The sequence below is a fragment of the Bradyrhizobium sp. I1.14.4 genome, assembly GCF_050435825.1.
Lineage (GTDB): Bacteria > Pseudomonadota > Alphaproteobacteria > Rhizobiales > Xanthobacteraceae > Bradyrhizobium.
Genome location: NZ_JBNDLA010000001.1, coordinates 172918 through 198602, shown reverse-complemented (window position 1 = coordinate 198602; position 25685 = coordinate 172918). Strand labels below are relative to the sequence as shown.

Below are 25685 nucleotides of genomic sequence, written 5' to 3'. Positions count from 1 at the left end.
AAGACTACACTTAACGGGTCCCCCTTATAGAAGGTTCCACGGCTGAGAAATACCGCATTTTCGGATCGCGTATGACAGATCGGCACAGCCGAGAACCCAAGGCCAAGAACAAGGCCAAGAACGAGACCAAGGACCGAAGACGATGAGCATCGAAATCGATATTCTCAACGGAGATGCGTCATGGCGGCGTGCCGAGCCGTTGCTCCGGGCGGTTTGGAGCCAGGATGCCGTCGAAAAACAACCCGAGAAACAAGCTTGGGCCGATATCAAATGGGCCCACGCGGATTTGCGCGTGCTGCTCGACGCGCCAGACGACGGCGGGCTGGCTTGTCACGCCGGTATCTATTTCCGGACGATCACCTGGAATGGCCACAAGGTGCATGTCGGCGGCATCGGCGGGGTCTCGACCCGCGAGGACTGCCGGCGGCGCGGCTATGCGTCCCTCGCGCTTGACGCCGCCGTGCACACCATTCGTGCCAATGACGCGGTAAAATTTGCAATCTTATTCTGCGAGCCGCACAATTTCGCATTCTACCAGGCGCGCGGCTGGCATCCTTTCACCGGCGAAGTCACTTGTGAACAGCCCTCCGGGCAGATCCGCTTCGAGGCGATGGCACCGTTCGTCAACGACATCGTCCGCGCGCCGCGCCAGGGCAAGATCGACCTATGCGGCCTGCCGTGGTGACCCCCGCGCGAGCGCGGGTGGCCTGCGCTTCTCACTGCCCTTAGGATGTTGAGCATCATTTATTGCTGTGAGCCTGATCATTGGGCACTGAATTCAAGCCGCATCGGCAGCGCGCCCCTCTCCCGCTTGCGAGGCAATCGCATGCGGGTGATCGACGCGGTCAATGTCTCCACAAACTCGTCATGCCCGAGCTTGTCCCGGGCATCCACGTCTTCGTTTCCACGCGAAGAAAGACGTGGATGGCCGGGACAAGCCCGGCCATGACGATCCAGGATAAAGCGAGCCGCTGACGCATGACCATTGATGCCTCGATCGACGACGTGCAGCCTGCCACAGCCGCGCACGCCACGCCGGTCAATGACCTGCTCACCGCGCCGATCCTGCCGACGCTGCTCAAGCTCGCGGTCCCCAACACCATCGCGATGTTCGGCTCGACGCTGGTCGCGGTTGCCGAGACCTCCTATATCGGCCGGCTCGGCACCGAGCCGCTGGCGGGCATTGCGCTGGTGTTTCCGTTCGCGATGCTGACGCAGATGATGTCAGCCGGCGCGATGGGCGGCGGCGTCTCGTCGGCGATCAGCCGCGCGCTCGGCGCCGGCGACCGCGACCGCGCCGCCGATCTGGCGCTGCATGCGGCGATCATAGGCGCCTGCGCCGGATTGTTCTTCACCGTGATGATGCTGGGCTTCGGCCGCAGCTTCTACGCGTCGCTCGGCGGCCACGGCGGCGTGCTCGAGCAGTCCGTGCATTACTCGCAGGTGCTGTTTTCCGGCGCGATCTCGATCTGGCTGGTCAACACGCTCGCCTCCGTGGTGCGCGGCACCGGCGACATGCGAATTCCCTCGATGACGCTGATCGCCGTTTCGATAGTCCAGATCGCGGTCGGCGGCGTGCTGGGTCTCGGGCTGTTCGGTATGCCCAGTCTCGGTATGCGCGGCGTCGCCGCGGGCCAGCTCACGGCCTTCACGCTCGGCGCGATCTTCCTCGCCTGGTATCTCGCCAGCGGCCGCAGCCGGTTGAAGCTCGACTTCGCGGCGTTCAGTTTCCAGCGCGCGATGTTCCTGGACATCCTCAAGGTCGGCGCGATCTCCTGCCTGTCGCCGCTACAGAGCGTGCTGACCATCCTGATCTTCACCAAGATCCTGTCGGGCTTCGGGACCGAGACGCTGGCCGGATACGGCATGGGCTCGCGGCTCGAATTCTTGCTGATCCCGATCGCGTTCGCGGTCGGGGTCGCCTCCGTGCCGATGGTCGGCATGGCAATTGGCGCGGGACTGGTCACGCGGGCCCGCAAGGTGGCGTGGACCGCCGGCACGGTCGCCGGACTTGTCGTCGGGCTGGTCGGACTCGTGGTCGCACTCAAGCCGACGCTGTGGATTGCGCTGTTCACCACCGATCCCGGCGTGACTGCCGCGGCCTCGTCCTATTTCGCGCTGGCCGGCCCGGGCTTCGGCTTCTTCGGCGTCGGCGTCTGCCTCTATTTCTCCTCGCAGGGGGCGGCCAAGGTCGGCGGGCCGGTGCTGGCCGGGACCATCCGCCTGCTGCTGGTCGGCATCGGCGGCTGGTGGCTCGCTACCGTGAGCGCCCCGGCCTGGACGCTGTTTGCGCTGGTCGGCGGCGCGATGGTGGCATTCGGCCTCGCCACGATCGTGACGATCAAGCTGACCCGCTGGGGATAAGCACGACAGACCGCCGTGCACCGGATCGTTACCCGAGCATGACCGGTTCGGCAGCAAGCGATAAAGTTTTCCGCATCACGCTCGCCTGATCGCGCGAATATGACATTGCAGAAATTTTTCGACTTGTGATGCAGGCCAGCTGGTTGGGGAATAAATCATGGCGTGCAGAATAGGATTCGTGATCGCAGTCATTGCGACGGCTCTTGGCGTGCCCGCCGCGCACGCGCAAGGCGCGCCTGAGCCGCTCGGCGTCTGGCAGACCCAGGCGGGCGATGCCCGCGTCAAGATCAGCAAATGCGGCGGCGGCATCTGCGGCGTGGTCGTGAGCCTGCGCGACCCGATTGATCCGATGACCGCAGGTCGACAACAAGAATCCGAATCCGTCGCTGGCCAACCGGCCGATCGTCGGGCTGCCGCTGTTCTCCGGCATGCATCCGGTCGCGTCAGGCAAATGGTCGGGCCAGATCTACAATGCTGACGACGGCGGCAGCTATGCGAGCAGCATCACGGTCACCGGCGAGAGCACGCTGCGCGTCGAAGGCTGCGTCGGCGCCCTGTGCGGCGGCGAGACCTGGACGCGGATTGGGAAGTAAGCGTTAGCAGCAACCACGGAAGAGCTGTGCCCCCCTCTCCCGCTTGCGGGGGAGGGTTGGGGTCCACGAGTCCCACTGTGGAGAGAGCCCCCACCCGGATCGCGTCTCCGATGCGATCCGACCTCCCCCACAAGCGGGAGAGGTGCAGGGAGGTCGCCGCGAGCTGCTCTACACCGCGCGCATCTTCAACACCGTCGCCGCCGACGCGTAGCCGCCGCGGGCGCCGTCGATGAAGTGGACGTGGTCGGCGCGCATCACCGACGGCGTGAAGCAGGTCATCATCGCGGCATCCTGCTCGTGCAGACCGTAGCGCACGATGCCCTGCGCGGCTGCGGCGACGAGGCGCTGCTCGAGTTCGGCGGCGAGCTCCGGCGTGCAATCCAGGATCATGCGCAGGCCGTCGTCGAACTTGCGGAAGTCGGAATTCTCGACCACCTGCTGCAGATAGAGTTTTGGCGCGAACGTGCCGACCTTGAGGCCGAGCCGAAACACGACAAAGGCCCAGAACGCAAAACCCAGCACCGCAGCACGCCGCATCGCAAGCGGACCGCCGAACCGCTTGGCGCGCGCTTCATATTCAATCCCCTGCGGCGGAAAGCGCAGCGGCGGACCGCCCGGCGGCACCGGCCTGCCGGCATCGGGGCTTTTCTCGATCCGCACGACGAGGTCTTCGATCACCTTGCGGAAGGAAGCGGGATCGGCGTCCTTTGCCGGCAGCACCAGCACCGAGAGGATGACGCCGCGCGCCGACGGCATCACCTCGAAGCGACAGGACAGGCCGGACAGATCGGGCTGCGTGCCCGGCGGCGCCGGATCGACCGCGAACGCGCCGCGCTTCATCGCGGCATCGGCGTAAGCCAAACCGCCGCCGGAGAACATCGCATAGGAGAGATTGGCCGACGGTCCGAAACGCGCGACGCGCACATCGGCACCCGCTGCACGGATCGCGGCCACCGGCACCAGCGCCACCCGCAGCACCAGATCGAGATCATCGCGCACCCAGCGCGCGGTCGCCGCCAGCGCTTCGCGCGCGCGGTCGAGATCGGCAGGCGCGACCGCAAAGCTCGCGCCGTCGCCGCCGAACACGAAGGGGAATTCGCGTCCATCCAGCGCATTGGTGACCGCGGCGACCACCGCGGCGCCGGCCATGTTGACCGCCTTGTAACGCTGCGCCGCGATCGCCTTGGTCGACTCTACGATATCGGCGACGCCGACCGTCCAGTCATCGGGCAACGGCTCATACAGCGCCGGATCCATCAGGCGCGCGAAACCGCGAAACACCGGGATGCCGCCGTAGAAGATCTCGCTGCCATCAGCCATCGCAACGCCGTACCGTTTCCGCCTGACACGAAACTCTCTAGCAGATACGCAGCGGATTGGGACGGGTTTTGCCGAGTTACGCCGCCTCGCCCGCTCTTCTCCACGGCGGAAACGGGTCGCGAAGTTTTTCCCAGGCTTGCGGGTCCATGCCCGGCCTGCCGGTGACGAGGCAGGCATCGAGACGACCGCGAATATCGTCCTCGTTCATGTCGGAGCCGATGAAGACCAGCTCCTGCCGGCGATCGCCATACAGATCATTCCAGCTCCGCTGCATCATCAGCTGCCAGTCCGGATGATCCGGCCAGCGCTCGCGCGGGATCGCCGCCCACCACGAGCCGAGGCCTTCGGTCCGGACGATCGCGCCGGCCTGGCTCATCTCGCCGCACCAATCCGGACGCGTCGCGATCCAGAAATGGCCCTTGGCGCGGATCACGCCTTGCCAGCTCTCGCGCAGGAAGCCGTGAAACCGCACCGGATCAAACGGGCGCCGCGCGCGATAGACGAAGCTCGTGATGCCGTACGCCTCGGTCTCCGGCACATGCTCGGCAAAACCGTAGAGCTCCTTGTGCCAGAGCGGATGCTGCTGCGCGCGCTCATAGGCGAAACGGCCGGTGTCGAGCACGCGGTCGAACGGGACTTGCGCAAAGCTCGTCTCGACGAGGTCGGCCTCCGGATTGAGCGCGCGTACGATGGTGCGGGCGGCGTCGCGCTCGGCCGGTGTCGCGGCATCGACCTTGTTCAGCACGACGACATCGGCGAACTCGATCTGCTCGACCAAGAGATCGACCAGCGTGCGCTTGTCGCCGTCGAGCGCCTCGCCGCGCTGGCTGAGGAAATCGGTCGAGGCATAGTCCTTCAGGAGATTGGCGGCATCGACCACCGTGACCATTGTGTCGAGCCGCGCGAGGTCGGAGAGGCTCTGGCCATCTTGATCGCGAAACTCGAAGGTCGCGGCGACCGGCAGCGGCTCGGAAATGCCGGTGGATTCGATCAGGAGATAATCGAAGCGGCCGCTCTCGGCGAGCGCGCGCACCTCCTTCAGGAGATCGTCGCGCAGGGTGCAGCAGATGCAGCCATTGCTCATCTCGACCAGCTTTTCGTCAGTCCGGGAGAGGTTCGCACCGCCATCACGAACGAGGTCGGCGTCGATGTTCACCTCGCTCATGTCGTTCACAATCACCGCAACCTTCAGGCCGTGGCGGTTGTTCAGCACGTGGTTCAGCAAAGTGGTCTTTCCAGCCCCGAGGAAGCCGGACAAGATGGTGACGGGGAGTTTTTGCATCGAGATCAAACAGTTGCTGGAGGGACGGCCGGCGGCGGGACATGAGGTATCGGCTTTGTGTAATGTTATAACATAACATCATTACGGCAGCGACCTGTCAAGCGCCGGTATGCGGCGCCGTCAGCTTTGCCATTCTCATAAGTGCGTAGCCGGGATGAGCGGAGCGATATCCGGGGTCTGTCTCAGCCGACGAGATGACCCGGATTACGCTGCGCTTCGTGGAGGCTACGAACGACCTCGCCTACTTCCCCATTCCCCGCAGCACGAGCTGGTTCATGCGGCTTGCGAATGCGGCGGGGTCGTCGGGCATCTCGCCGTCGAGGATCTGCGCCTGTTCGAACAGCAATAGCGAGAGGTCGCTGGCCTGCGCGGCGTCAGTCGCGAGCGCCGCGACCAGAGGGTGGCGCAGATTGATCTCGAGGATCGGCTTGGTCACCGCGGCGCGATTCTGCTGGGCAAGCAGCCGCTCCAGCGCGCGGTCGCGCGCATCACCGCCGGCGACCAGGCACGATGCGCTCGAGGTCAGCCGCTGCGAGGCGCGGACATCGGAGACGCGCTCGCCGAGCGCGTCCTTGATCACGGCGATCGTGGTCGCGGCATCGGCCTCGGGCTCGTCCTTCTTGTCTTGCTTGTCGTCGGCCAGCGGGATCAGGCCGAAATCGACATCGCCCTGGCTCAGCGACTTCAGCGGCTTGCCGCCGAAATCGAGCGGCGCCGAAGTCCAGAACGCATCGACCGGATCGGTCAAGAGCAGCACCTCGATGCCGCGGGCGCGCGCCGATTCCAGCTTCGGGTTCGACTTCAGCCGCTCGACGCTGTCGCCGACCAGATAATAGATCTCGGTCTGGTTCGGCTTGAAGTCGTCGACATATTGCTTCAGCGAGCGGTTCTCGCCCGACGTGGTGGTGAAGCGCGCCAGCGCCAGCAGCTTCTCGCGGCGTTCGAAGTCTTCCCACAGGCCTTCCTTGATGACCGGACCGAACGCGTCCCAGATTTTTGCAAAAGTCTCCGGCTCCTTCTCGCCGAGCTGCTCCAGCTCGCCGATCACGCGGCCGGTGACGGCCTTGCGGATCTGCGCGAGCTGCGGATTGTTCTGCAGCATCTCGCGCGAGATGTTGAGCGGCAGGTCCTCGCTGTCGATCACGCCGCGGATGAAGCGGAGATAGGCGGGCAACAGCTCGGCGTCGTCGGCGATGAAGACGCGACGGACATATAGCTTCACCTTGCCCTTGCGCTCGACCTGGAACAGGTCGAACGGCTTGGCCGACGGCGCGAACAACAGCACCGCATAGGACTGCCGGCCCTCGGCGCGGTAGTGCAGCGTCATCGCCGGCTCGTCGAAAGCGCCGGCGATCTGCTTGTAGGCCTGCGCATAGTCCTCCGGCTTAAGCTCGGATTTCGAGCGCTGCCACAGCGCGCTCGCCGAGTTGATCTGGCGCGGCTCGCCCTCCTCCGGCACCAGGACGATCGGAAACTGGATGTTGTCGGAATATTCGCGGACGATGCGTTCGATCTCGTAGCTCTCGAGATATTTGGCGGCGTCCTTTTTCAGATGCAGCACGATCTCGGTGCCGCGCGCGACGCGCCGGGCGGCCTCCTCGCTTGCCGGCGCGATCTCGAAACCGCTGCCGCCTTCCGACGACCACACCCAGACCTCGTCCGAGCCGGCACGGCGGCTGGTGACGACGATCTTCTCGGCGACCATGAAGGCGGCATAGAAGCCGACGCCGAACTGGCCGATCAGATTGGCGCCGTCCTTGGCCTCGGTCAGCTTCGACAGGAAAGACTTTGTGCCGGAGCGCGCGATGGTGCCGAGATTGTCGATCAGCTCCGCCCGCTCCATGCCGATGCCGGTATCGACCACGGAAAGCGTGTTGGCCGTCTTGTTCGGGACGATCCTGATTTCCGGCGGCGTGCCGTCGGTGATCAGGCCGGGATCGGCGATCGCCTCGTAGCGCAGCTTGTCGCAGGCATCCGATGCGTTCGAGATCAGCTCGCGCAGGAAGATATCGGTCTCGGAATAGACCGAATGCACCATCAGGTGCAGCAATTGGGCGACCTCGGCCTGGAACGGCTGGGATTCGGCGGCGGCAGTGGTGGTCATGCGGAAACTCGGACAATCCGGAAGTGGCGGGAAAGCCCTGATATAGCGCGATCGCGCCGTGTGGCAAGACGAGCGGCCGGAACCCGTCAGTCCGAGATCGCCGCGATATAGCGCTCGACCGAACGATCGAACGCCGCCCTGGCATCGGAGGCGATGTTCTTGCCCCACCAGGCGCCGTAGATCCGCTCGAACGCCAGCGGCTCGACCGTGCGCGCGATACGGCGGACCGCTGATGCATTGAGCGGGATGTAGTTCGGGTAGGAATACATGAAACTGACCGAGCGGCGGTCCATCGCCACCATCGCGATGTCGCCGGTCAACAGCGCGCCGCGCCCGTCGGCGCCGTTGCGCCAATGCAACATGGCGGCGCCGGCGAAATGGCCGCCTGTCCGCACCAGCAGGATGTCCTCGGAGATGCGATGGCCGTCGCCCTGCCACAGCACGATCGACGGATAGGGCCGCGTCACCCATTGCGCGTCGTCGCCATGCAGATAGACCGGCGCGTCGTCGAACGCCGTGCTCCAGTCGGCGACCGCGCCATAATAATGCGGATGCGAGATCGCGATCGCCTTCAGCCCGCCAAGCGACCTGACATGGGCAATCGCCTCCGCGGTCGCCAGCGGCACGCAGTCCCACATCACGCAGCCGCCGCGATCCGGCACCAGCAGCGCGCGCTGCCCGATCGCAAATGACGGCTCGAGCGCCAATCCAACGAGGCCGAGATCGTCGCGCCAGACCAGCCGATGCCGCCCGGCGAGTTCCTCGCGCGTCAGCCACGCCTGCCCGTTCCAGTTCACATACTGCCGCTCGTCCTCGCAGATCGGGCAGGACGACGGCGACGCCGCGGTTTCAGGAAATTGGGCGCCACATTGTTCGCAGGTCCAGAGGGGCATTGAGACCACACGCGTTGGGATAAAGCTGGTCCCTTGATCTACGTCAGCGGCAGCGGGCGTTCAATGCCGGCGTCCCAGTTCCATCTGCATCCCGCCGGAACGATGCCGAACTTCCGGCGGAACGCGCGATGGAAATAGGACAGGTCGTTGAAGCCGACCGTATGGGCGATGTCGCTGACCTTGCGGCCGGCGCCCTGCGCGTGCGGCAGCAGCAGCCTGTTGAAGCGCCCTCGCGCCCGTGTCGGCCGTGCTATTGTGAGCGGTTCGACGTCCAGCCCTTGTAGTCGGCGATGTTGTCCCGCGTCACGAGTTTTGACGGCAACAGCTCGACGGTCGAGGCTGGCTTCTGGCCGTTGAGCAGGCCGACGCCGATCTGCACCGCGCGGCGCGCCATGAAGAACGGATCCTGCGAGGAGGAAGCCTGGATTTGCGGCGAACCGCGATCCTTGAGTGCGGCCTCGATGTCGGGCGCGCCGTCGACCGCGGTGATGACAATGCCGCTGCGGTTCTGCTGGCGCGCGGCGAGATCCGTGCCGATCGCCTGCGGATCATTGATGGCGAAGATGGCATCGATCTTGGCGAAGCGGGTCAGGTAACCCTGCGCCACGGTGAGGCCGCCTTCGCGCGAGCCCTTGCCATCCTGGTCGCTGGACAGCACCTTGATGCCGGGGTTCTTGGCGAGCACGTTCTTGCAGCCGGTCACGCGGTCGATGACCGCGGAAACCTGCGGCCCGTTCTCGATGATCACATCGCCTTTGCCGCCCAGTCTGTCGACGATGTACTGGCAGGAGATCTCGCCGGCCTGGACATTGTTGGTGGTCACTGTGGCATCGGCGCCTTCGGCCGCGGTGTCGACGGCAACGACGATGATGCCGGCAGCCTGCGCCTTCTTGATCGCTGGCCCGACGGCCTTGGGATCGCCCGGATTGAGCAGGATCAGATCGACGCCGGCGGCGATGAAATTGTCGATCTGGGTCACCTGCTTGCCGAGGTCGTATTCAAAGCCGACGGTCGTGATCTTGACGTTGGGGTTGGATTTCTTCGCCTCAAACTCGGCCCCCTTCGACAGGGCGACGAAGAACGGGTTACCCAGCGAGCCCAGCGAGATGCCGATCGACTTCAGCTCCTTGGCGAAGCACGGCGCTGAGCCGAGGGCGAGCGCGATGGCGACGCCGGCAAATGAGATCGTCTTCATTGGCTTCCTCCCTGGTCTGTTGAAGCTCTGGCGCGGCGACCAGTGACCGCGCCGGATTGTGTTACTTGCTTGAGCATGAGCTCTTCGGATAACCGCTTCACACTTTTCCGGATCATGCTCTAGGTGCGCGCCGAACCCTGCAGCCGGTAGCGGTCGAGCGCCACCGCGCCGATGATCACAAGACCCTTGATCACATACTGCCAGACGTCGGACACGCCGGTGAGGATCAGGCCGTTCGACAGCACGGCGATGATCAGGGCGCCAACCAGTGTTCCCCAGATCGAGCCGATGCCGCCGACAAACGAGGTGCCGCCGAGGATCACGGCGGTGATCGCATCGAGTTCGTAGGACTGGCCAAGCTGCAGGCCATTGGCGGCATAGAGCCGCGCCGCCTGCATGGCGCCGCCAAGACCTGCGAGCAGGCCCGACACGCAATAGACGAAGATCAGCACCGCCCGGACCTTGATGCCGGCGAGCCGCGCCGCGCTCTCATTGCCGCCGACCGCGTAAATATGCACGCCGAGCACGGTCCGCCGCAGCACCAGCCATGAAGCCAAGATCACGAGCAGCGCGATCACCCAGAGCCAGGGAATCGACAGCACGCCAGGAATGAGCGTCAGTGATCCGTTGCCGATGAAGGCATAGGGGATCTCCGAATTGAACACCGTGGTGTCGGCGCCCAGCAGGCGCGCCACTCCGCGCACGGCGGTGAGCGACCCCAGCGTCACGATGAAAGGCGGCAGGCGCAGCAGCGCAATGAAGCCGCCATTGAGGATGCCGAAGACTGCGCCCGTGAGCACCGCGGCCGGCAACCACAACGCTCCGAAGTCGGGATATTTGGAGATGATCAGCCCCGCCATCGCCGAGGCCGCCAGAATCGAGCCGACCGAGAGATCGATGCCGCCGGTAAGGATGACAAAGGTCATGCCGGCCGCCAGCACGGTGTTGACGGCGGCCTGCTGCACCACGATGCCGAGATTCTGCGCGGTGAAGAAACGGCCGTCCGACAACATATGAAAGCCGGCGCACAACAGCACCAATACCGGCAGCATGCCGGCCGAGCGGATCAACAGCCGCGTGCGCTGACGCCTGCTCTCCTGCGCAGCGACGAGACCGGGCGCAGTGGCGGCTTTCGCAGAAGCACCGTCATCAGGCATCGAGCTGCTCCATTCCGGTTGCGAGCGCCATGATCTGCTCCTGGTCGAGCGGCGCGGTCGCCGTCCGCTTTATTTCGCCGGCGATCTGTCCGGCGCGCATCACGACGACGCGGTCGCAGATGCCGATGATCTCGGGCAGGTCGGACGAGATCACCAGCACCGCCGTGCCCGACTTCGCGAGGTTGTCGATGATCGAATAGATCTCGGACTTGGCGCCGACATCGACGCCACGCGTCGGCTCGTCGAGGATCAGTATCTTTGGCGTGGTCGCAAGCAAGCGCGACAGCAGCACCTTTTGCTGATTGCCACCGGAGAGGCTACCGGCCGCAACGCGGACATCTGCGGCGCGGATGCCCAAAGCCGCAAATGCCTTGCTGGCCCGGTCTCGTGCCTTGTCCCGGTCGAGGATGCCGCCCAGCCTGGCATCGCGGCCCAGCATTGCGAGATTGATGTTGTCGAGGCAGGACATATCGAGGAACAGGCCGAGCGCCTTCCTGTCCTCGGTCAAATAGGCAATGCCCGCATCGAGCGCCTCGCCCGGCGCGCGGATATCGACTGTGCGTCCTTCGATCTCGACATGGCCGGCGATCTTTTGCGCGGCGCCAATGATCAGCTGTGCGAGCTCGGTGCGGCCGGCGCCGACCAGCCCGGCGAGACCGACGACCTCGCCCGCATGCACGGTCAGCGAGCAACCCTTGACGCGGCGGCCGTCGGCAATGTCGACCGCCGCGAGTACGGGGGCGCCATGCGGCGCCCTGGCGTCGTTCTTGGGATCGTGCTCCTTCTTGTAGAAGGACGAGACATCGCGCCCCACCATCAGGCGGACGATGGTGTCGGCGCGGATCTCGGGCTTGTCGAGTGAGCCGACCAGCGTGCCATCACGCAGCACCGTGACGCGGTCGCCGAGCGCGTAAACCTCATTCATGCGATGCGAGATGTAGATGATGGCGAGGCCCTCGGCGCGGAGCCGGCGGATCAGGCCGAACAACCGCTCACTCTCGCCGGCCGACAATGCGGTGGTCGGTTCGTCCATGATCAGTATCTTTGAGCGGACGTGCAGCGCGCGGGCGATCTCAACCAGCTGGCGCTGGCCCATCGACAAACTGGCGACCAACGTCGACGCGGCGAAATCCGCGCCCAGCCGTTCGAGGATCGGGCCGACGCCGGCCTCCATCACCTCGCGCGCCAGCATCCCGAAGCGCGAGACCTCGCGACCCAGATAGATGTTCTGCGCGACGCTGAGATTGGGGGCGAGCGACAGCTCCTGGTAGATGATCGAGATGCCCGCCGCACGGCCGGCGTGCGGGCCGTTGAAATTAACGGCCCTGCCCTCGATGCGGATTTCGCCGCCCGGGTCAGGCCGGTAGGCGCCCGACAAGATCTTCATCAGCGTCGATTTGCCGGCGCCGTTCTCTCCCATCAGCGCGTGGATTTCGCCGGGATAGACCGTGAGGTCGACGCCGCGCAATGCCTTGATGCTGAAGAAGGACTTGGAGACCCGGCGCATCTCGAGGATCGGGTCGTTCATCTTGCCTCCCCACTGCGCCGACGGCGTTGCGTCGCACCCGCAAGTTGTTTTCGGTTTCTCGCGCGCGTGCGCACATTAAACAAAAGGCCGCAGCGCAGGGCAATAGCCTCAAGCGATCACAAGTCGGGAACCGGATTCGTGTTGCGGAACTGGCCGCCATTCTAGAGACGCGCTGACTTTCATCAGCGCCGCGGCCGGTACAGGCTGCGCCATTTTGGGAGCCGTTCGGCATAAGCTTCCACGAGCGCGCGGTCGGGCTCGAACATCTCGACCCGCTGCGGCGCCGTGCAGACAGCCTCGATCGCCTCGCCGCTGACCGCAAGGCGCCCGAGCCGCGCGGCGCCGAACGCGGCCCCGGTTTCGCCATCGGCAAAGCGATACACCGGGATGTTGAGGACGTTGGCCAGCACCGAAAGCCAGAATCGCGAACGCGAGCCGCCGCCGATGGCATCCACGGCGGTGATCGCCATTCCGCTATCGGCAAGCACGTCGCGGCAATCCGCCAGCGCGAAGGCGACGCCTTCGAGCACGGCCTGCACGATGGCGTCGCGATCGGTACCGTGGCCGAGGCCGTCGAGCATGCCGCGCACATCGGGATCGTCGTGCGGCGTCCGCTCGCCGGACAGATAGGGCAGAAAGCTGACATGCGACGGTGCCTTCGGCCGCATTCCGAGCGGAGCGAGCAATTCGGTCTCGGGAGTCCGCAACAGCCGCGCGATCCAGGCAAGGCACGACGCCGCCGAGAGGATCGCGCCGGCCTGGATCCACATTCCGGGGACGGCATGACAGAATGTGTGCACGGCACGCGCCGGATCAGCAGCGATCGCGCGGGTCGGCACCAGCAGCGCGCCGGAGGTTCCGAGTGAAACGAAGGCTGCGCCGTTCCCGATCGCGCCGATGCCGACGGCGCCCGCGGGATTGTCGCCGGCGCCGCCCGCGATCATCGGCCGCTTGCTCATGCCCCAACGCTGCGCGAGCTCGTTCAGGAGCCGGGCCGACGGCGCGCAACCCTCGACGAGACGCGGCATCTGGCGGCGCGACAGGCCGGTCGCGGCCAACGCCGCGTCGGACCAGTCCCGTCGTGCCACGTCAAGCCACAGCGATCCCGAGGCGTCCGAGATGTCCTCGATCGCCTCGCCCGTCAACACCAGGCGCAGATAGGCTTTCGGCAGCAACACCAGCCTGGTGGCCGCGAAAATCTCCGGTTCGTGTTTGGCGACCCACAGCAGCTTGGGCGCCGTAAAGCCCGGCATCGCCTTGTTGCCGGTCGTCGCCCGCAGGCCCGGCCAGCGCTGCTCCAGCTCGCCGCATTCAGCTGCAGAGCGTCCGTCGTTCCAGAGAATGCAGGGCCGCAACGGCTTCCAATCGGCATCGAGCAGCGTCGCGCCGTGCATCTGGCCGGATAGGCCGATGCCGTCGACAGCAGCCAATTCGGCCGGATGATCCGCCTTCAGCGCGTCCAGCGTCGTGAACGTGGCGTCGATCCACTGCGCCGGATCCTGTTCGCTATAGCCTGATAGCGGCGAGGCCACCGTCAGCGACTGGCTGCGGCTCGCCACCACGCGCTGCGCCGCGTCGACGAGAACGGTCTTGACCGCCGAGGTGCCGAGATCGATCCCGAGATACATGGTGCCTCACGGTTATGCGGCCGGCTTGCGGCTTTCGAGCTGACGTTTCCACGTCGTCATGCCCGGGCTTGTCCCGGGCATCCACGTTTTGGTTTCTGCGTCAAGAAAGACGTGGATGGCCGGGACGAGCCCGGCCATGACGAATGTGGTACCGCCTGTGCTCACCTCACGTGGGTCGATCACGGCCGCGCGAACGCCTGCTGAACCGCCGACGGATCGGTGACGCCGTTGGCGATCAGGAGCTCAAGCAACACGCGCGCCTTCTGCGGGTTGAGATCGAGCGAAACCGCCAAGCCGAGCTTGTCATCCTCGACCTCGACGTTCCGGTTCACATAGCCCGAGCCGACGCGGGTCGAACGCACCACCACGACGCCCTGCTTCGCCGCGGCGGCCAGCGCGTCGATCGCACCCTTCGACGAATTGCCGTCGCCGACACCGGCCAGCACGATGCCCCTGGCGCCGCGCTTGACCGCATCCTCGATCGGCGCGGCGTCCATGTTGGCGTGCGAATAGATGATGTCGACCCGCGGCAGTGGCGGCGCATCCGGCAACTTCAACCCGGCACGTTTGACTGGAACGGCCGGCTGCAGGAAGCGCAGCGAGCCAGTGTCGACATAGCCGACCGGACCGGCATCGGGCGAGCGGAACGTCTCGACGCTGGTGGTATTGGTCTTCTGCACCCAGCGCGCGGCATGGATGGTGTCGTTGAGCACCACGAGCACGCCGCGGCCGCGGGATTCCGGCGCCGAGGCGACCCGCATCGCCTCGTAGAGATTGGCCGGACCATCGGCGCCGATCGCAGTCGAGGGCCGCATCGATCCGACCAGCACGACCGGCATATCGGTGTCCAGCACGTTTTGCAGGAAGAACGCGGTCTCCTCCATCGTATCGGTGCCGTGGGTGATGACGACGCCGTCGACCTCCTTGTTGTCAACAGCCGCGCGAATGCGCTTGACGAGGTCGAACCACACCTTGTCGTTCATGTCCTGCGAGCCGATCGACGAAATCTGCTCGGCCGAGATCTGGGCAAGCTTGTCGATCCCCGGAATGGCGGCGATCAGGTTGGCCGCACTGACCTTGCCCGAATCGTAGGCATTGCCGGCGCGTGCGCTGGCCTGACCCGCGATCGTGCCGCCGGTGCCAAGCACGAGGACCCGGGCCAGCGTAGTGCCGGCGGGCGACTGCTGTGCAATGGCCGGCGACGCAAGCCCGATCACGAGGGCTGCGGCAAGGACGATGATCGTGCGCGCCGATCGAGCCGATAGAAGCGAGTGTAGCGTCATTTCTTCCCCCAGTGACAAATTGCCTATTCACAACTCGTGGTTTTGTCGCGCAAGAAATGGACAAACTTGCGGCGGAAGACATCGAGGCAAAGATTCCGACCTTCCCGGCCGGTCTCACCCGGGACCCAGCGAATAACGTCTTGTTCTCCGGAGTTCCTGCAAAATCTTGACACCGCCGCAATGACGGCGCACATTTTTTTCGAAGATTATTCGAATTTTGGTGGGCCATGCAGTTCGAGCTTCCCGACGATCTCCGCGTTCTGCAAAGCCGGGTGCGCGAATTCGTGCGCGGCGAGCTTCAGCCCCACGATGCCGCGATCGAGGCAACTGGAGTGGTGCCGGACAGCGCCATGGCCGGCCTGCGGCGGATGGGATTGTTCGGCACCAACACGCCGAAACAGTTCGGCGGGCTCGGCCTCTCGATGCTCGGCAGCTGCATCGCGATCGAGGAGCTCGCGAAGGCGCACATCGCCTTCTACTATCTGAGCGGGGTGAACGTTCATATCGGATCGAGGGCAATCGAGTTCTTCGCGCAGCCCGCGGTTCGCGACCGATATCTGCCCGAGCTTGCCAGCGGACGGATGATCGGCGCCTTCGCGCTGACCGAACCGAACGCGGGATCGGATGCGGCGCGCATCCAGACCCGGGCGCGGAGGGACGGCGATCATTATGTGCTCGACGGCCGCAAGACCTACATCACCAATGCGCCAACCGCGGGCGTCTTCACCGTGTTCGCCACACCCGATCCGTCCGCCGGCGCGAAGGGCATCGCGGCGTTCGTCGTGGACGCGACGACGCCGGGCCTGAGCATCGGCCGCGCGCTCGAGATGGCCGCCGGCCGCGGCTCGGAGCACGCCGAGGTGATCTTCGAGAACTGCCGCGTTCGGCGCGAGAACCTGCTTGGCCAGGAGGGCGACGGATTCGCGATCGCGATGCGGTGCCTGGATGCCGGGCGCACACACTGGGGCGCCTATTGCGTCGGCGCGGCGAGCCAGCTGCTGGACTACGCGCTCGATCATGTCTCGGAGCGCGAGACGTTCGGACGCAAGCTGCGCGAGCATCAAGGCATCGAGTGGCAGATCGCCGACATGGCGAGCGCGCTGCATGCCGCGCGCCTGGTCGCCTATGAGGCGGCCTGGCGCTACGACCAGGGCGACGCCGCCGCCCGCACCGCCGCGGCGGCGCACTCCAAATATGCCGGCGCCGACATGGTGCAGCGCGTCGCCGACATGACCATGCAGCTGTTCGGTGGTGCCGGCTATTCCAGGGACCTGCCGATCGAACGGATCTGGCGGGAAACGCGGGTAGTCCGCATTCTGGATGGCACATCCGAGATCATGCGCCAGATCATCGCCCGCAACGCGTTCCGCAGCCGTGAGCGGCGGAACGCCCCGGTCTGATCGGCAATCTTACGCTGCATGTCGCCGCAATAGCACTTGTGTTCCGATCCCGCTGCCTTACTGTTTTTGCGGGACGCGAGGAGACGAAAGTGGCTTCGGGGACGACGCTCAAGCTCAAGCAACAACGCAGCCGCGACCGGCGCGAGCGGATTCTCTCGGCGGCGACCAAGCTGTTCGGCGAGAGAGGCATCGACGGCACTTCGCTCACCGACGTCGCTGCCGCGGCAAAAGTACCGATCTCCAGCATCTACGACTATTTCGAGGACAAGCGCGCGCTGGTGCTCGATGTGCCTGAGGGCAATTTCGAAGCGCTGTATCAGAAGACCGAGCCGCTGCTGGTCAGGGGTGGCGACCCCGTCGCGCAGCTCCGCATCATCTTCCTGACCAACTTCCAATACATCAAGGACAACCCGAGCTGGGGCCGCGTGTTCTTCCTGGAGATATGGCCGAGCGTCCTTGCCGCCGAGCCGCGGGTGAAAAAGGCGGTCGACAAATATGCGCTGCGCTATGTGCAGCTGATCAAGCAGGCGAGCCGCGCCGGCATCTATCGCCGGAGTCTCGATCCCTACACCGCGATGTCGCTGATGATGGGCGGGATGTGCCACCTCACCGCGGTCTGGCTGCTCTACGGCCGCAAATACGACCTGGTGAAAAAGGGCAAGGCGCTGTTCACCACGCTGCATAACGGGTTCGTTCAGCGCTAGCTCCATCGGCTCGTCATGCCCGGCCTTGGGCCGGGCATCCACGTCTTTGCTGCCGCCAGAGAAAGACGTGGATGGCCGGGACGAGCCCGGCCATGACGAGTCCCGGTTTTGAGCTCGAACGATTTGATCCAAATTCATCGTTGTTTGGCCGGCTGTTGAAACGATCCCTTTCGGAAAACCAATACACAGCCGTCGAAATCATGTTCTAGAATAACGCCGTGGACGACCCGCGGTCGGACTCGCGGGCACTGGGGATGGAGCGAACCGATGGACGTCAAGGCTGTTCTGCCGCCGCGTGGCCGCGACTATCGCCTCGATCTGCTGCGTGGCTTCGCCAACTGGGCGATCTATCTCGATCATATCCCGAACAACGCCGTGAACTGGATCACGCAGAAGAATTTCGGCTTCAGCGACGCGGCCGATCTGTTCGTGTTCATCTCCGGTTACACCGCATCCTTCGTCTATGCGCGCATGATGCTCGAGCGCGGCACCGTGATCGGCGCAACCCGCCTGATCAAGCGGGCGTGGCAGATCTATGTCGCGCATGTCCTGCTGTTCGTGATCTATATCGCCGAGATCGGGTACCTCTCCCAGCGCTACCACGACCCCAATCTGCAGAATGAATTCAACGTCGCGGGCTTCATGCAGAACCCGGCGGAGACGCTCTATCAGGGTCTGATCCTGGCGTTCAAGCCGGTCAACATGGATGTGTTGCCGCTCTATATCGCGCTGATGCTGTTCTATCCGCTGGTGCTGTGGGCGATGTTGCGCAAGCTCAATCTGACGCTGGCAGCCTCGTTCCTGCTCTATCTCGCCGCACGACATTTCGGCTGGAATCTGCCGGCCTACCCGTCCGGCTCGTGGTATTTCAATCCGTTCTGCTGGCAGTTCCTGTTCGTGTTCGGCGGATGGTTTGCGCTCGGCGGCGCGCGTGAGTCGATCTCGTTCATCCGCTCGCGCGGCTTCCTGGTGCTCGGTGCTGCCTATATGCTGTTTGCGCTGGTCATGACGCTGGCGGGCCGCTTCCCGGAACTGGGACAGGCGATGCCGACCTGGCTCTATGATGCGTTCAATCCGAACGACAAGACCAACCTCGCGCCCTATCGCGTGCTGCACTTCGTGATCCTGGCTTTCTTCGTCACGCGTTTCCTGCCGCGCGACTGGCCTGGATACGAATGGCCGGTCTTCCAGCCGATGCTCAAATGCGGCCAGCAATCGCTCGAGGTGTTCTGCACCGGCGTGTTCCTCGCGGTCATCGCGCATCTGGTGCTGGTCGAGGTCTCCGGCAGCATCTGGATGCAGATCGTGGTCAGCGCGATCGGCATCGCGCTGATGACTGCGCTGGCCTACTACCGCTCCTGGTCGAAGAAGGTCGACAAGGCGCCGGCGAAGGCACCGGCGGCCGCGAAGTCGACGGAATGAGCGCCTCTTGATGCGTGACGGCGCGCGGCCAAAGCCGCGCGCAGCACGCTTGCTATTTCGCGAGCGGCTTTCCGGCCGTCTCCGGCGCCAGCCGAATCAGCGGCAAGCCGACCACATAGATCAGCGACAGCATCGAAATCGCCAGCGGAAAACTCCCGGTGCGGGCGGCAAGCGCGCCGATCAGGGACGGACCGGCGGCGCCGAGTACGCGGCCCATGCTGAAGGCGAAACCGGAACCCGAGCCGCGCAGCGCTGATGGAAACATCTCCGGCAGCCAGATCGTGAACAGGCCGAACACCCCATTGGTGAAGAAGCCGAGCACCGGCAGCAGCACCATGAACAGCGTCAGGCTGCCGAGCCATTCGATCGCGATTTCATAGCAGACCACGACGGAAATCAGCCCGCCGATGAAGAACAGCACTGCGGTGCGGCGCCGGCTGCCGAGCCATCCCGTCAACCACGGCACCAGCAGGCAGCCGATCAGCGTGCCGACATTGGTGATCAGGCCGGCCACCGCCCCCATCTCCTGCGCATGCGCCGGCGTCGCACCCGCCGCGACCAGCTTGGTCGCAATCACGGTCGGCGCCCAGAAGTTCGACGACCACAGGCCGAAGATGATACAGGCCATCATCAGCGCGGCGGCCCAGGTGGTGCGCGCCTGATCCCCCGTAAACAATGCCGAGACCGTGGGCCGCTCGCGCGTGGCACTGTGCGCGGGCTCCGGGATGTTGCTGCGCAGATAGGCAATCAGCAGCGCCGGCAGGATGCCGAGCAGGAACATGCCACGCCAGCCGAGCGTGCTGCCGATCGCAAGCGTCACGGCGGCGGCGAGGAACAGCCCGGTCGGCGTTGCCGTGTGCAGCCATCCGGCGAGCCGCACCCGCGTGTTCTCGGGCACGGACTCCTGCAGCAGGGGCGTGCCCGCGGCCCATTCACCGCCGATGCCGAAGCCGGCAACGAAGCGAAACAATGCGAACATCACGATGCCGGTCGCAAGCCCGCACAACGCCGTGAACAGCGAGTAGACCAGCACCGTCCAGCACATGATTCGGACGCGCCCGTAACGGTCCGCGGCCCAGCCCCAGACCATCGAGCAGGCCCAGCCCAGCATGAAGATCGAGAACAACAGCCCGCCATAGATGCCGATATTGGCCTTGCTCGGCTCGATGCCGCTGGCGGGCAGCAGATCGTTCAACGCGCCGACCAGGATGTAGCTGTACATCGAGGAATCGAAGCCATCGAGCATCCAGCCGAACCAGGTCGCCCAAAACACTTTTCGCGGCGACACCGCTCCAGGCGCCGCGACCGACGCTGCAAGGGCATCGACGATGCTCTCGGTCATGTTTCCTCGCACGTTTCTTTTGTGCTGATGACTATGGCGAGGTTTGTGCGAGCAGACACCACCGGCAAACGGGACGGAGGTATCCGGCATGAGAATAGCGGCGCCGTTCACATCGTCGTCACCGCCGCGACCAGCCCAAAGGCGTCACGGCGGGATCGGCTCGTGCCTGGGGATGATGCCGCGGTCCGCTCGACGGGGCGCGATCGGCTTGTTAAGCCGCGCCTCCGCAAGGACAATTTGAGTCGGGGCACATGACCGTAGCGATCGAGATGGGACAGACGACGGCCGGCGCTTCGGCGGCCATCGACCTCGAGGAGCTATTGGCGACGCGCCTCCTGGTGCAAGGCAATTCGGGGTCCGGCAAATCCCATCTGCTGCGCCGGCTGCTGGAGCAGAGCGCCCCCTGGGTGCAGCAGACCATCATCGACCCTGAAGGCGACTTCGTGACCCTGGCCGAACGATTCTGCCACCTCGTCATCGATGCCGAGGACCATACCGAGCGCAGCCTGCAGGTCGCCGGGGAGCGCGTGCGCATCCACCGCGTCTCGACCGTGCTCAATCTCGAAGGGCTCGACGCCGAGAACCAGATGCGGCGCGCCGCAGCTTTTCTCGGCGGGCTGTTCGACGTCGCCCGCGACCACTGGTATCCGATGCTGGTGGTGGTGGACGAGGCGCAACTGTTCGCGCCGGCGGTCGCAGGCGAAGTTTCCGACGAGGCGCGCAAGCTCTCGCTCGGCGCGATGACCAACCTGATGTGCCGCGGCCGCAAGCGCGGGCTTGCCGGGATCATCGCAACCCAGCGGCTGGCGAAGCTCGCCAAGAACGTTGCGGCCGAAGCGTCCAACTTCCTGATGGGCCGGACTTTCCTGGATATCGACATGGCGCGCGCCGCCGACCTTCTCGGCATGGAGCGGCGCCAGGCGGAGGCTTTCCGCGACCTCGAGCGCGGCCAATTCATGGCGCTGGGACCCGCGCTCTCGCGTCGTCCGCTCGGCTTGCGCATCGGTCCAACGGACACGCAGCCGCGCAACGCGGCACCGCGGCTGATGCCGCTGCCTGAGGCGGCACTGGAGGACGCACGCGCCATCATCCTCGCAGCCCCGCCGCCCGAAACAGTGCGGCCGCCGCGCCGGGCGCCGTCGCCGGACCTGCTCAGCCAGTTGATGGCCGCGAAGCCAGCGGCACCGGAGCAAGATTCCGAAGCCGCCGAGCCGCCGCCGAGCGCCGAACAATTGGCCGAACGGCGCGAGCGGCTGGACCGCATCCTGCGCGCCATCCTCGCCGAGCCCGACGCGGGCTTCCGTGCCATCGGCGTGCTCTATCAGGAGTTCGTGGTGCGCTGCCGGATCGAGGGACTCGGCGCCGTTGTGCCCGAGCTGACCGATTTTCGCCGCATGCTGACGCGCGCCCGCGCCGGGCTCGGCACCGACATGGCGGAGGACGATTCGTGGCAGGACGTCTCGTTGCGTGCCGCTCTGCTGCCCGAGGACATGCAGGGCGTTTTCATGATGATCGCCCGCGCGGCGAAGGAGGGCTGGCCCTGCCCAAGCGATGCAGCGATCGCCCGCGCCTACGGCACGCACTCATTGCGCCGCGCGCGGCATCTTTTGACTTACATCGAGGAACAAGGCTTGATCGTCTGCCAGCTCGACGGCGCCGGCCGGCGGATCGTGACGCTGGTCGAACTGGCCTGGGCCACGGCCGCAGCTGATCCGAATGCGGACGATGTGTCTGCGGAGGCGGATTGCCGTAGCTCAACTCTCTGATCGGACGTTGAGCCGCGAGGCGCACAATCCCAAAGTTCAGCCCAACACGAAAAAGGCCCGCCGAGAGGCGGGCCTTTTCATCTCTGCCGGTTGAGAGATTTGGTTGCGGGGATAGGATTTGAACCTATGACCTTCAGGTTATGAGCCTGACGAGCTACCGGGCTGCTCCACCCCGCGTTAAACCGTTGCGTGCCTTGCTGAAAGAGAGCCCGAAGCGGCCGGCCAACGCAGCAAATGGCGCCGATCGATCCGTCCGGAGGCTTCCTGAGAAGGCGACCCGGGCCGAAGCCATCGGGTGCGAGGCGTATGTATCAACGTGAGCCCGGTTTGGAAAGCCCCGCGAGCGGCTTTTTGAGGATTTTGTGACGTCGAAATCACCGATTTTCCTTGCAAATTTACCGCCGGGAACCGGCTCTTGCCAGATTGCCTGCAAAAGCCGAGCTTGGCGCCCAACAAAATCCGTCAAGGAAATGTCATACGAGGGGAAACGCCATGGACCGGCCATTGAAGAGCCCGGGGCTGTACGCGCTTGAGGAGGCCTTTCACCGCCAGTTTGAGCTGTCGCGCATCGAGCCGGCGCCGGGTTTGCAGGCGCGGCTCGACCGGCTGCGCCGCCTGCGCGCCGCACTGACCGAGAATGAGGCTCGCTTCGCAGCGGCGATCTCGGCCGATTTCGGCCACCGCTCCACCGTCGAGACCGCGATCGCCGAGACCATGCTGGTACTCGGCGAGATCAAGCATGCGGCCAAGCACCTCAAGGGCTGGATGGCACCGCAAAAGGTTCCGACCACGGTGCAGTTCGCGCCGGCCAAGAACCGGCTGATGCCGCAGCCGCTCGGCGTGGTCGGCATCATCGCGCCCTGGAATTATCCGCTGCAGCTGACGCTGGCGCCCGCCGTGGCCGCGATCGCAGCCGGCAACCGCGCCATCGTCAAGCCGAGCGAGCTGGTGCCGCGCTTCGCCGAGTTGCTGATGGAGGCGATCGCAAAAAAATTCGACACCACCGAGCTCGCGGTCACCGATATCGACGACGACATTGCAAGAGGCTTTGCCGCGCTGCCGTTCGATCATTTGATCTTCACCGGCTCGACCCGCGTCGGCCGGCTGGTCGCGGAAGCCGCCGGCCGCAACCTGACGCCGGTGACGCTCGAGCTCGGCGGCAAGTCGCCGGTAATCATCGACGGCTCCGCCGACATCGATGAAGCCGCGCAACGCATCGCCTACGGCAAGCTGCTCAATGCCGGGCAGACCTGCATCGCGCCCGATTTTGTGCTGGCGCCGCAGGCCGCAGTGCAGCCCTTCGCGATGCGGCTGCAGGGCCACATGCAGCAGATGTTCGGCACTGATCCCAAGAACGCCGACTACACCTCGATCGTCTCGGACCGGCACTACACGCGGCTCGAGGCCCTGGTCGCCGACGCCGCCGCCAAGGGCGCGACCATCATGCAGCCGGCTGTGCCGAACGATCCCGAGTGGAAGGGACGGCGCAAATTCCCGCCGACCGTCATTGTCGATGCGACGCCTGACATGACGGTGATGCAGGAAGAGATCTTCGGGCCGCTGTTGCCGGTCATGGGCACCCGCGACGCAACGGAGGCGATCGCCTTCGTCAATCGGCGCGACCGCCCGCTGGCGCTGTACTGGTTCGGCACCGACAACGCCGCCCGCGACGCGGTGCTGGCGCGTACGGTGTCCGGCGGCGTCACGGTCAATGACTGCCTGTTCCATTTCGCGCAGGCCTATCAGCCGATGGGTGGCGTCGGCGCGTCCGGCACCGGCGCCTATCACGGCGAATGGGGATTCAAGACGCTGACCAAGCTGAAGCCGGTGTTCTACCGCTCGCGCTTCAACCGGCTCGCCGATCTCTATCCGCCCTATGGCGCGAAGATCGCGCGGCTTGAGAAGCTGATGCGGCTGTTGTCGTAGAATTCAAGGCGTCATTGCGAGGAGCGAAGCGACGAAGCAAATCCATGCTTCCGCTGGCGGAGAGGTGGATTGCTTCGCGGAGCCTGTCATCCGGCGGCGCTTCACGCCGACCGGGTGGCTCGCAATGACGGAAAATAACAAAGGCAGGGGGAAACATTCGTGACTGATACATTCGATTTCGTGGTGGTGGGTGCAGGCTCCGGCGGTTGCGCGGTGGCGGGACGATTGTCGGAGGATGCGACGACGTCGGTGGCGCTGCTCGATGCCGGCGGCACCAACGACAATTGGGTCGTCACCACGCCCGGCGCGCTGGTGCTGATGGTCGCGGGCACCATCAATAACTGGGCCTTCAACACCGTGCCGCAGAAAGGGCTGAACGGCCGCATCGGCTACCAGCCGCGCGGCAAGGGGCTCGGCGGCTCCTCGGCGATCAACGCCATGGTCTATATACGCGGCCATCGCGCCGACTACGACCACTGGGCCTCGCTCGGCAACACCGGCTGGGCGTTCGCCGACGTGTTGCCCTACTTCAAGCGTTCCGAGAACAATTCCGATTTCGACGGTGAGTATCACGGCAAGGACGGCCCGCTCGCCGTCAACAAGCTCCGCTCCGGCAATCCGATCCAGCAGACCTTCCTGCAGGCGGCGCAGGAGGCGCAATTCCGCATCCGCGAGGATTTCAACGGAGAAGACCATGAGGGCCTCGGCATCTACCAGGTGACGCAGAAGAACGGCGAACGCTGGAGCGCGGCGCGCGCCTACGTGCATCCGCATATGAACAAGCGCGCCAATCTGCGCGTCGAGACCGGCGCGCAGGCAACGCGCATCCTGTTTGAGGGCAAGCGCGCTGTCGGCGTCGAGTACCGCCAGGGCAAGGAAGTAAAGCAGCTTCGCGCCCGGCGCGAAGTCATCCTTGCCGCCGGCGCATTCCAGTCACCGCAGCTGTTGATGCTGTCGGGCGTCGGCGATGCTGCAGCGCTAGGCAAGCACGGCCTTGCCAGCGTGCACCATCTGCCCGGCGTCGGACAGAATCTGCAGGACCATCCGGACTTCATCTTCGGCTACATGTCCGACAATCCGAACTTCGCCGGCATCTCGCTCAAGGGCATGCCGCGGCTGCTCCGCGCCATCATGCAATATCGACGGGAACGTCGCGGCCCCCTCACCTCGAACTTCGCCGAATGCGGCGGCTTCCTGAAGACGCGGCCCGATCTCGACATCCCCGACATCCAGCTGCATTTCGGCATGGCGATGGTCGACGATCACGGCCGCAAGCGGCACGGCGGCACTGGTTTTTCGTGCCATGTCTGCCTGCTCCGGCCGAAGAGCCGCGGCACCGTCGCGCTGGCAGGCCGTGACCCGATGCAGGCACCGCTGATCGACCCGAACTTCCTGGGCGAGGAGGCCGATCTCGAATCGATGGTCGCGGGCTACAAGACCACGCGGCGGCTGATGGCGACGCCCGCGTTGCGCGCACTGCAGCAGAAGGATGTCTTCACATCCAACGTGCGCACCGACGACGACATCCGCAATATCCTGCGCGAGCGCGTCGACACCGTCTATCACCCGGTCGGCACCTGCAAGATGGGCACCGGCGATCCGCTTGCGGTGGTCGATCCGAAACTGCGCGTGCATGGGCTCGAAGGCCTGCGCGTGGTCGATGCCTCGATCATGCCGACGTTGGTCGGCGGCAATACCAATGCGCCGACCATCATGATCGGCGAGAAGGCCGCCGAGATGATCAGAGCAGAGATGCGGGCAGGGTAACTTGTCTCATC

Annotated in this window: 19 protein-coding genes, 1 tRNA gene and 1 pseudogene; 9 read left to right on the top strand and 12 right to left on the bottom strand. The window is 65.1% G+C overall.

The window, feature by feature from the left end; translation table 11 throughout:
* The first annotated feature begins 142 nt into the window (after positions 1 to 142).
* The 3 genes and pseudogenes from ABIB78_RS00895 to ABIB78_RS00885 all read left to right on the top strand — a co-directional run bounded on the left by ABIB78_RS00895 (position 143) and on the right by ABIB78_RS00885 (position 2957).
* Entirely contained in the window at positions 143 to 685 is a 543-nt protein-coding gene (locus ABIB78_RS00895) for a GNAT family N-acetyltransferase (RefSeq protein WP_429020379.1), read from the top strand.
* Between the two features lie 293 nt (positions 686 to 978).
* Entirely contained in the window at positions 979 to 2364 is a 1386-nt protein-coding gene (locus tag ABIB78_RS00890) for an MATE family efflux transporter (protein WP_429020377.1), read from the top strand.
* A 157-nt stretch (positions 2365 to 2521) separates the two neighbouring features.
* Positions 2522 to 2957, top strand: a pseudogene (locus ABIB78_RS00885) (DUF2147 domain-containing protein).
* Positions 2958 to 3125: 168 nt separating this feature from the next.
* On the opposite strand, the gene ABIB78_RS00880 reads toward ABIB78_RS00885, so the two are convergent.
* The 10 genes from ABIB78_RS00880 to ABIB78_RS00835 form a co-directional block, all read right to left on the bottom strand.
* On the bottom strand, positions 3126 to 4277 hold the full coding sequence (locus tag ABIB78_RS00880; RefSeq protein ID WP_429020375.1) for a DUF3095 domain-containing protein: 1152 nt from the start codon (positions 4275 to 4277) through the stop codon (positions 3126 to 3128).
* A 76-nt stretch (positions 4278 to 4353) separates the two neighbouring features.
* On the bottom strand, positions 4354 to 5559 hold the full coding sequence (gene zigA / locus ABIB78_RS00875) for a zinc metallochaperone GTPase ZigA (protein WP_429020373.1): 1206 nt from the start codon (positions 5557 to 5559) through the stop codon (positions 4354 to 4356).
* Between the two features lie 241 nt (positions 5560 to 5800).
* Complete coding sequence (gene htpG / locus ABIB78_RS00870; RefSeq protein WP_429020371.1) at positions 5801 to 7663, bottom strand: molecular chaperone HtpG; 1863 nt, start codon at positions 7661 to 7663, stop codon at positions 5801 to 5803.
* A gap of 86 nt (positions 7664 to 7749) precedes the next feature.
* The gene (locus ABIB78_RS00865; protein WP_429020369.1) at positions 7750 to 8556 is read right to left on the bottom strand and encodes an MBL fold metallo-hydrolase; all 807 of its coding nucleotides are present in this window, start codon (positions 8554 to 8556) and stop codon (positions 7750 to 7752) included.
* A gap of 38 nt (positions 8557 to 8594) precedes the next feature.
* The gene (locus tag ABIB78_RS00860) at positions 8595 to 8726 is read right to left on the bottom strand and encodes an AraC family transcriptional regulator (protein ID WP_429021488.1); all 132 of its coding nucleotides are present in this window, start codon (positions 8724 to 8726) and stop codon (positions 8595 to 8597) included.
* Between the two features lie 80 nt (positions 8727 to 8806).
* Complete coding sequence (locus tag ABIB78_RS00855) at positions 8807 to 9751, bottom strand: ABC transporter substrate-binding protein (protein ID WP_429020367.1); 945 nt, start codon at positions 9749 to 9751, stop codon at positions 8807 to 8809.
* Positions 9752 to 9870: 119 nt separating this feature from the next.
* Entirely contained in the window at positions 9871 to 10908 is a 1038-nt protein-coding gene (locus ABIB78_RS00850; RefSeq protein ID WP_429020365.1) for an ABC transporter permease subunit, read from the bottom strand.
* Positions 10901 to 12436, bottom strand: coding sequence for a sugar ABC transporter ATP-binding protein (locus ABIB78_RS00845; protein ID WP_429020364.1), 1536 nt, complete (start codon positions 12434 to 12436; stop codon positions 10901 to 10903). The genes ABIB78_RS00850 and ABIB78_RS00845 overlap by 8 nt, the downstream gene beginning before the upstream one ends.
* 182 nt (positions 12437 to 12618) lie before the next feature.
* Positions 12619 to 14064: a xylulokinase gene (gene xylB / locus ABIB78_RS00840; protein ID WP_429020362.1), complete on the bottom strand. Its 1446-nt coding sequence runs from the start codon at positions 14062 to 14064 to the stop codon at positions 12619 to 12621.
* Positions 14065 to 14243: 179 nt separating this feature from the next.
* The gene (locus ABIB78_RS00835; RefSeq protein ID WP_429020360.1) at positions 14244 to 15347 is read right to left on the bottom strand and encodes an asparaginase; all 1104 of its coding nucleotides are present in this window, start codon (positions 15345 to 15347) and stop codon (positions 14244 to 14246) included.
* 227 nt (positions 15348 to 15574) lie between these two features.
* On the opposite strand from ABIB78_RS00835, the gene ABIB78_RS00830 reads away from it, so the two are divergent.
* The 3 genes from ABIB78_RS00830 (at position 15575) to ABIB78_RS00820 (ending at position 18873) form a co-directional block, all read left to right on the top strand.
* On the top strand, positions 15575 to 16747 hold the full coding sequence (locus ABIB78_RS00830) for an acyl-CoA dehydrogenase family protein (RefSeq protein ID WP_429020358.1): 1173 nt from the start codon (positions 15575 to 15577) through the stop codon (positions 16745 to 16747).
* An 89-nt stretch (positions 16748 to 16836) separates the two neighbouring features.
* Positions 16837 to 17451: a TetR/AcrR family transcriptional regulator gene (locus ABIB78_RS00825; RefSeq protein WP_429020356.1), complete on the top strand. Its 615-nt coding sequence runs from the start codon at positions 16837 to 16839 to the stop codon at positions 17449 to 17451.
* Between the two features lie 267 nt (positions 17452 to 17718).
* Complete coding sequence (locus tag ABIB78_RS00820; RefSeq protein WP_429020355.1) at positions 17719 to 18873, top strand: OpgC domain-containing protein; 1155 nt, start codon at positions 17719 to 17721, stop codon at positions 18871 to 18873.
* Between the two features lie 52 nt (positions 18874 to 18925).
* On the opposite strand, the gene ABIB78_RS00815 is transcribed toward ABIB78_RS00820, so the two are convergent.
* Positions 18926 to 20215, bottom strand: coding sequence for an MFS transporter (locus ABIB78_RS00815; protein ID WP_429020353.1), 1290 nt, complete (start codon positions 20213 to 20215; stop codon positions 18926 to 18928).
* Between the two features lie 251 nt (positions 20216 to 20466).
* Here ABIB78_RS00815 and ABIB78_RS00810 point away from each other — a divergent pair, with 251 nt between their 5' ends.
* Complete coding sequence (locus tag ABIB78_RS00810) at positions 20467 to 21981, top strand: helicase HerA domain-containing protein (protein ID WP_429020351.1); 1515 nt, start codon at positions 20467 to 20469, stop codon at positions 21979 to 21981.
* Between the two features lie 100 nt (positions 21982 to 22081).
* Here the strand turns inward: ABIB78_RS00810 and ABIB78_RS00805 are convergent.
* A tRNA-Met gene (locus ABIB78_RS00805) sits at positions 22082 to 22158 on the bottom strand.
* A gap of 315 nt (positions 22159 to 22473) precedes the next feature.
* Here ABIB78_RS00805 and ABIB78_RS00800 point away from each other — a divergent pair.
* Positions 22474 to 23907 carry a coniferyl aldehyde dehydrogenase gene (locus ABIB78_RS00800; protein ID WP_429020349.1) on the top strand — a complete coding sequence of 478 codons (1434 nt, stop codon included), beginning with the start codon at positions 22474 to 22476 and terminating at the stop codon, positions 23905 to 23907.
* A 159-nt stretch (positions 23908 to 24066) separates the two neighbouring features.
* Positions 24067 to 25674, top strand: coding sequence for a GMC family oxidoreductase (locus ABIB78_RS00795; RefSeq protein WP_429020347.1), 1608 nt, complete (start codon positions 24067 to 24069; stop codon positions 25672 to 25674).
* Positions 25675 to 25685 lie beyond the last annotated feature (11 nt).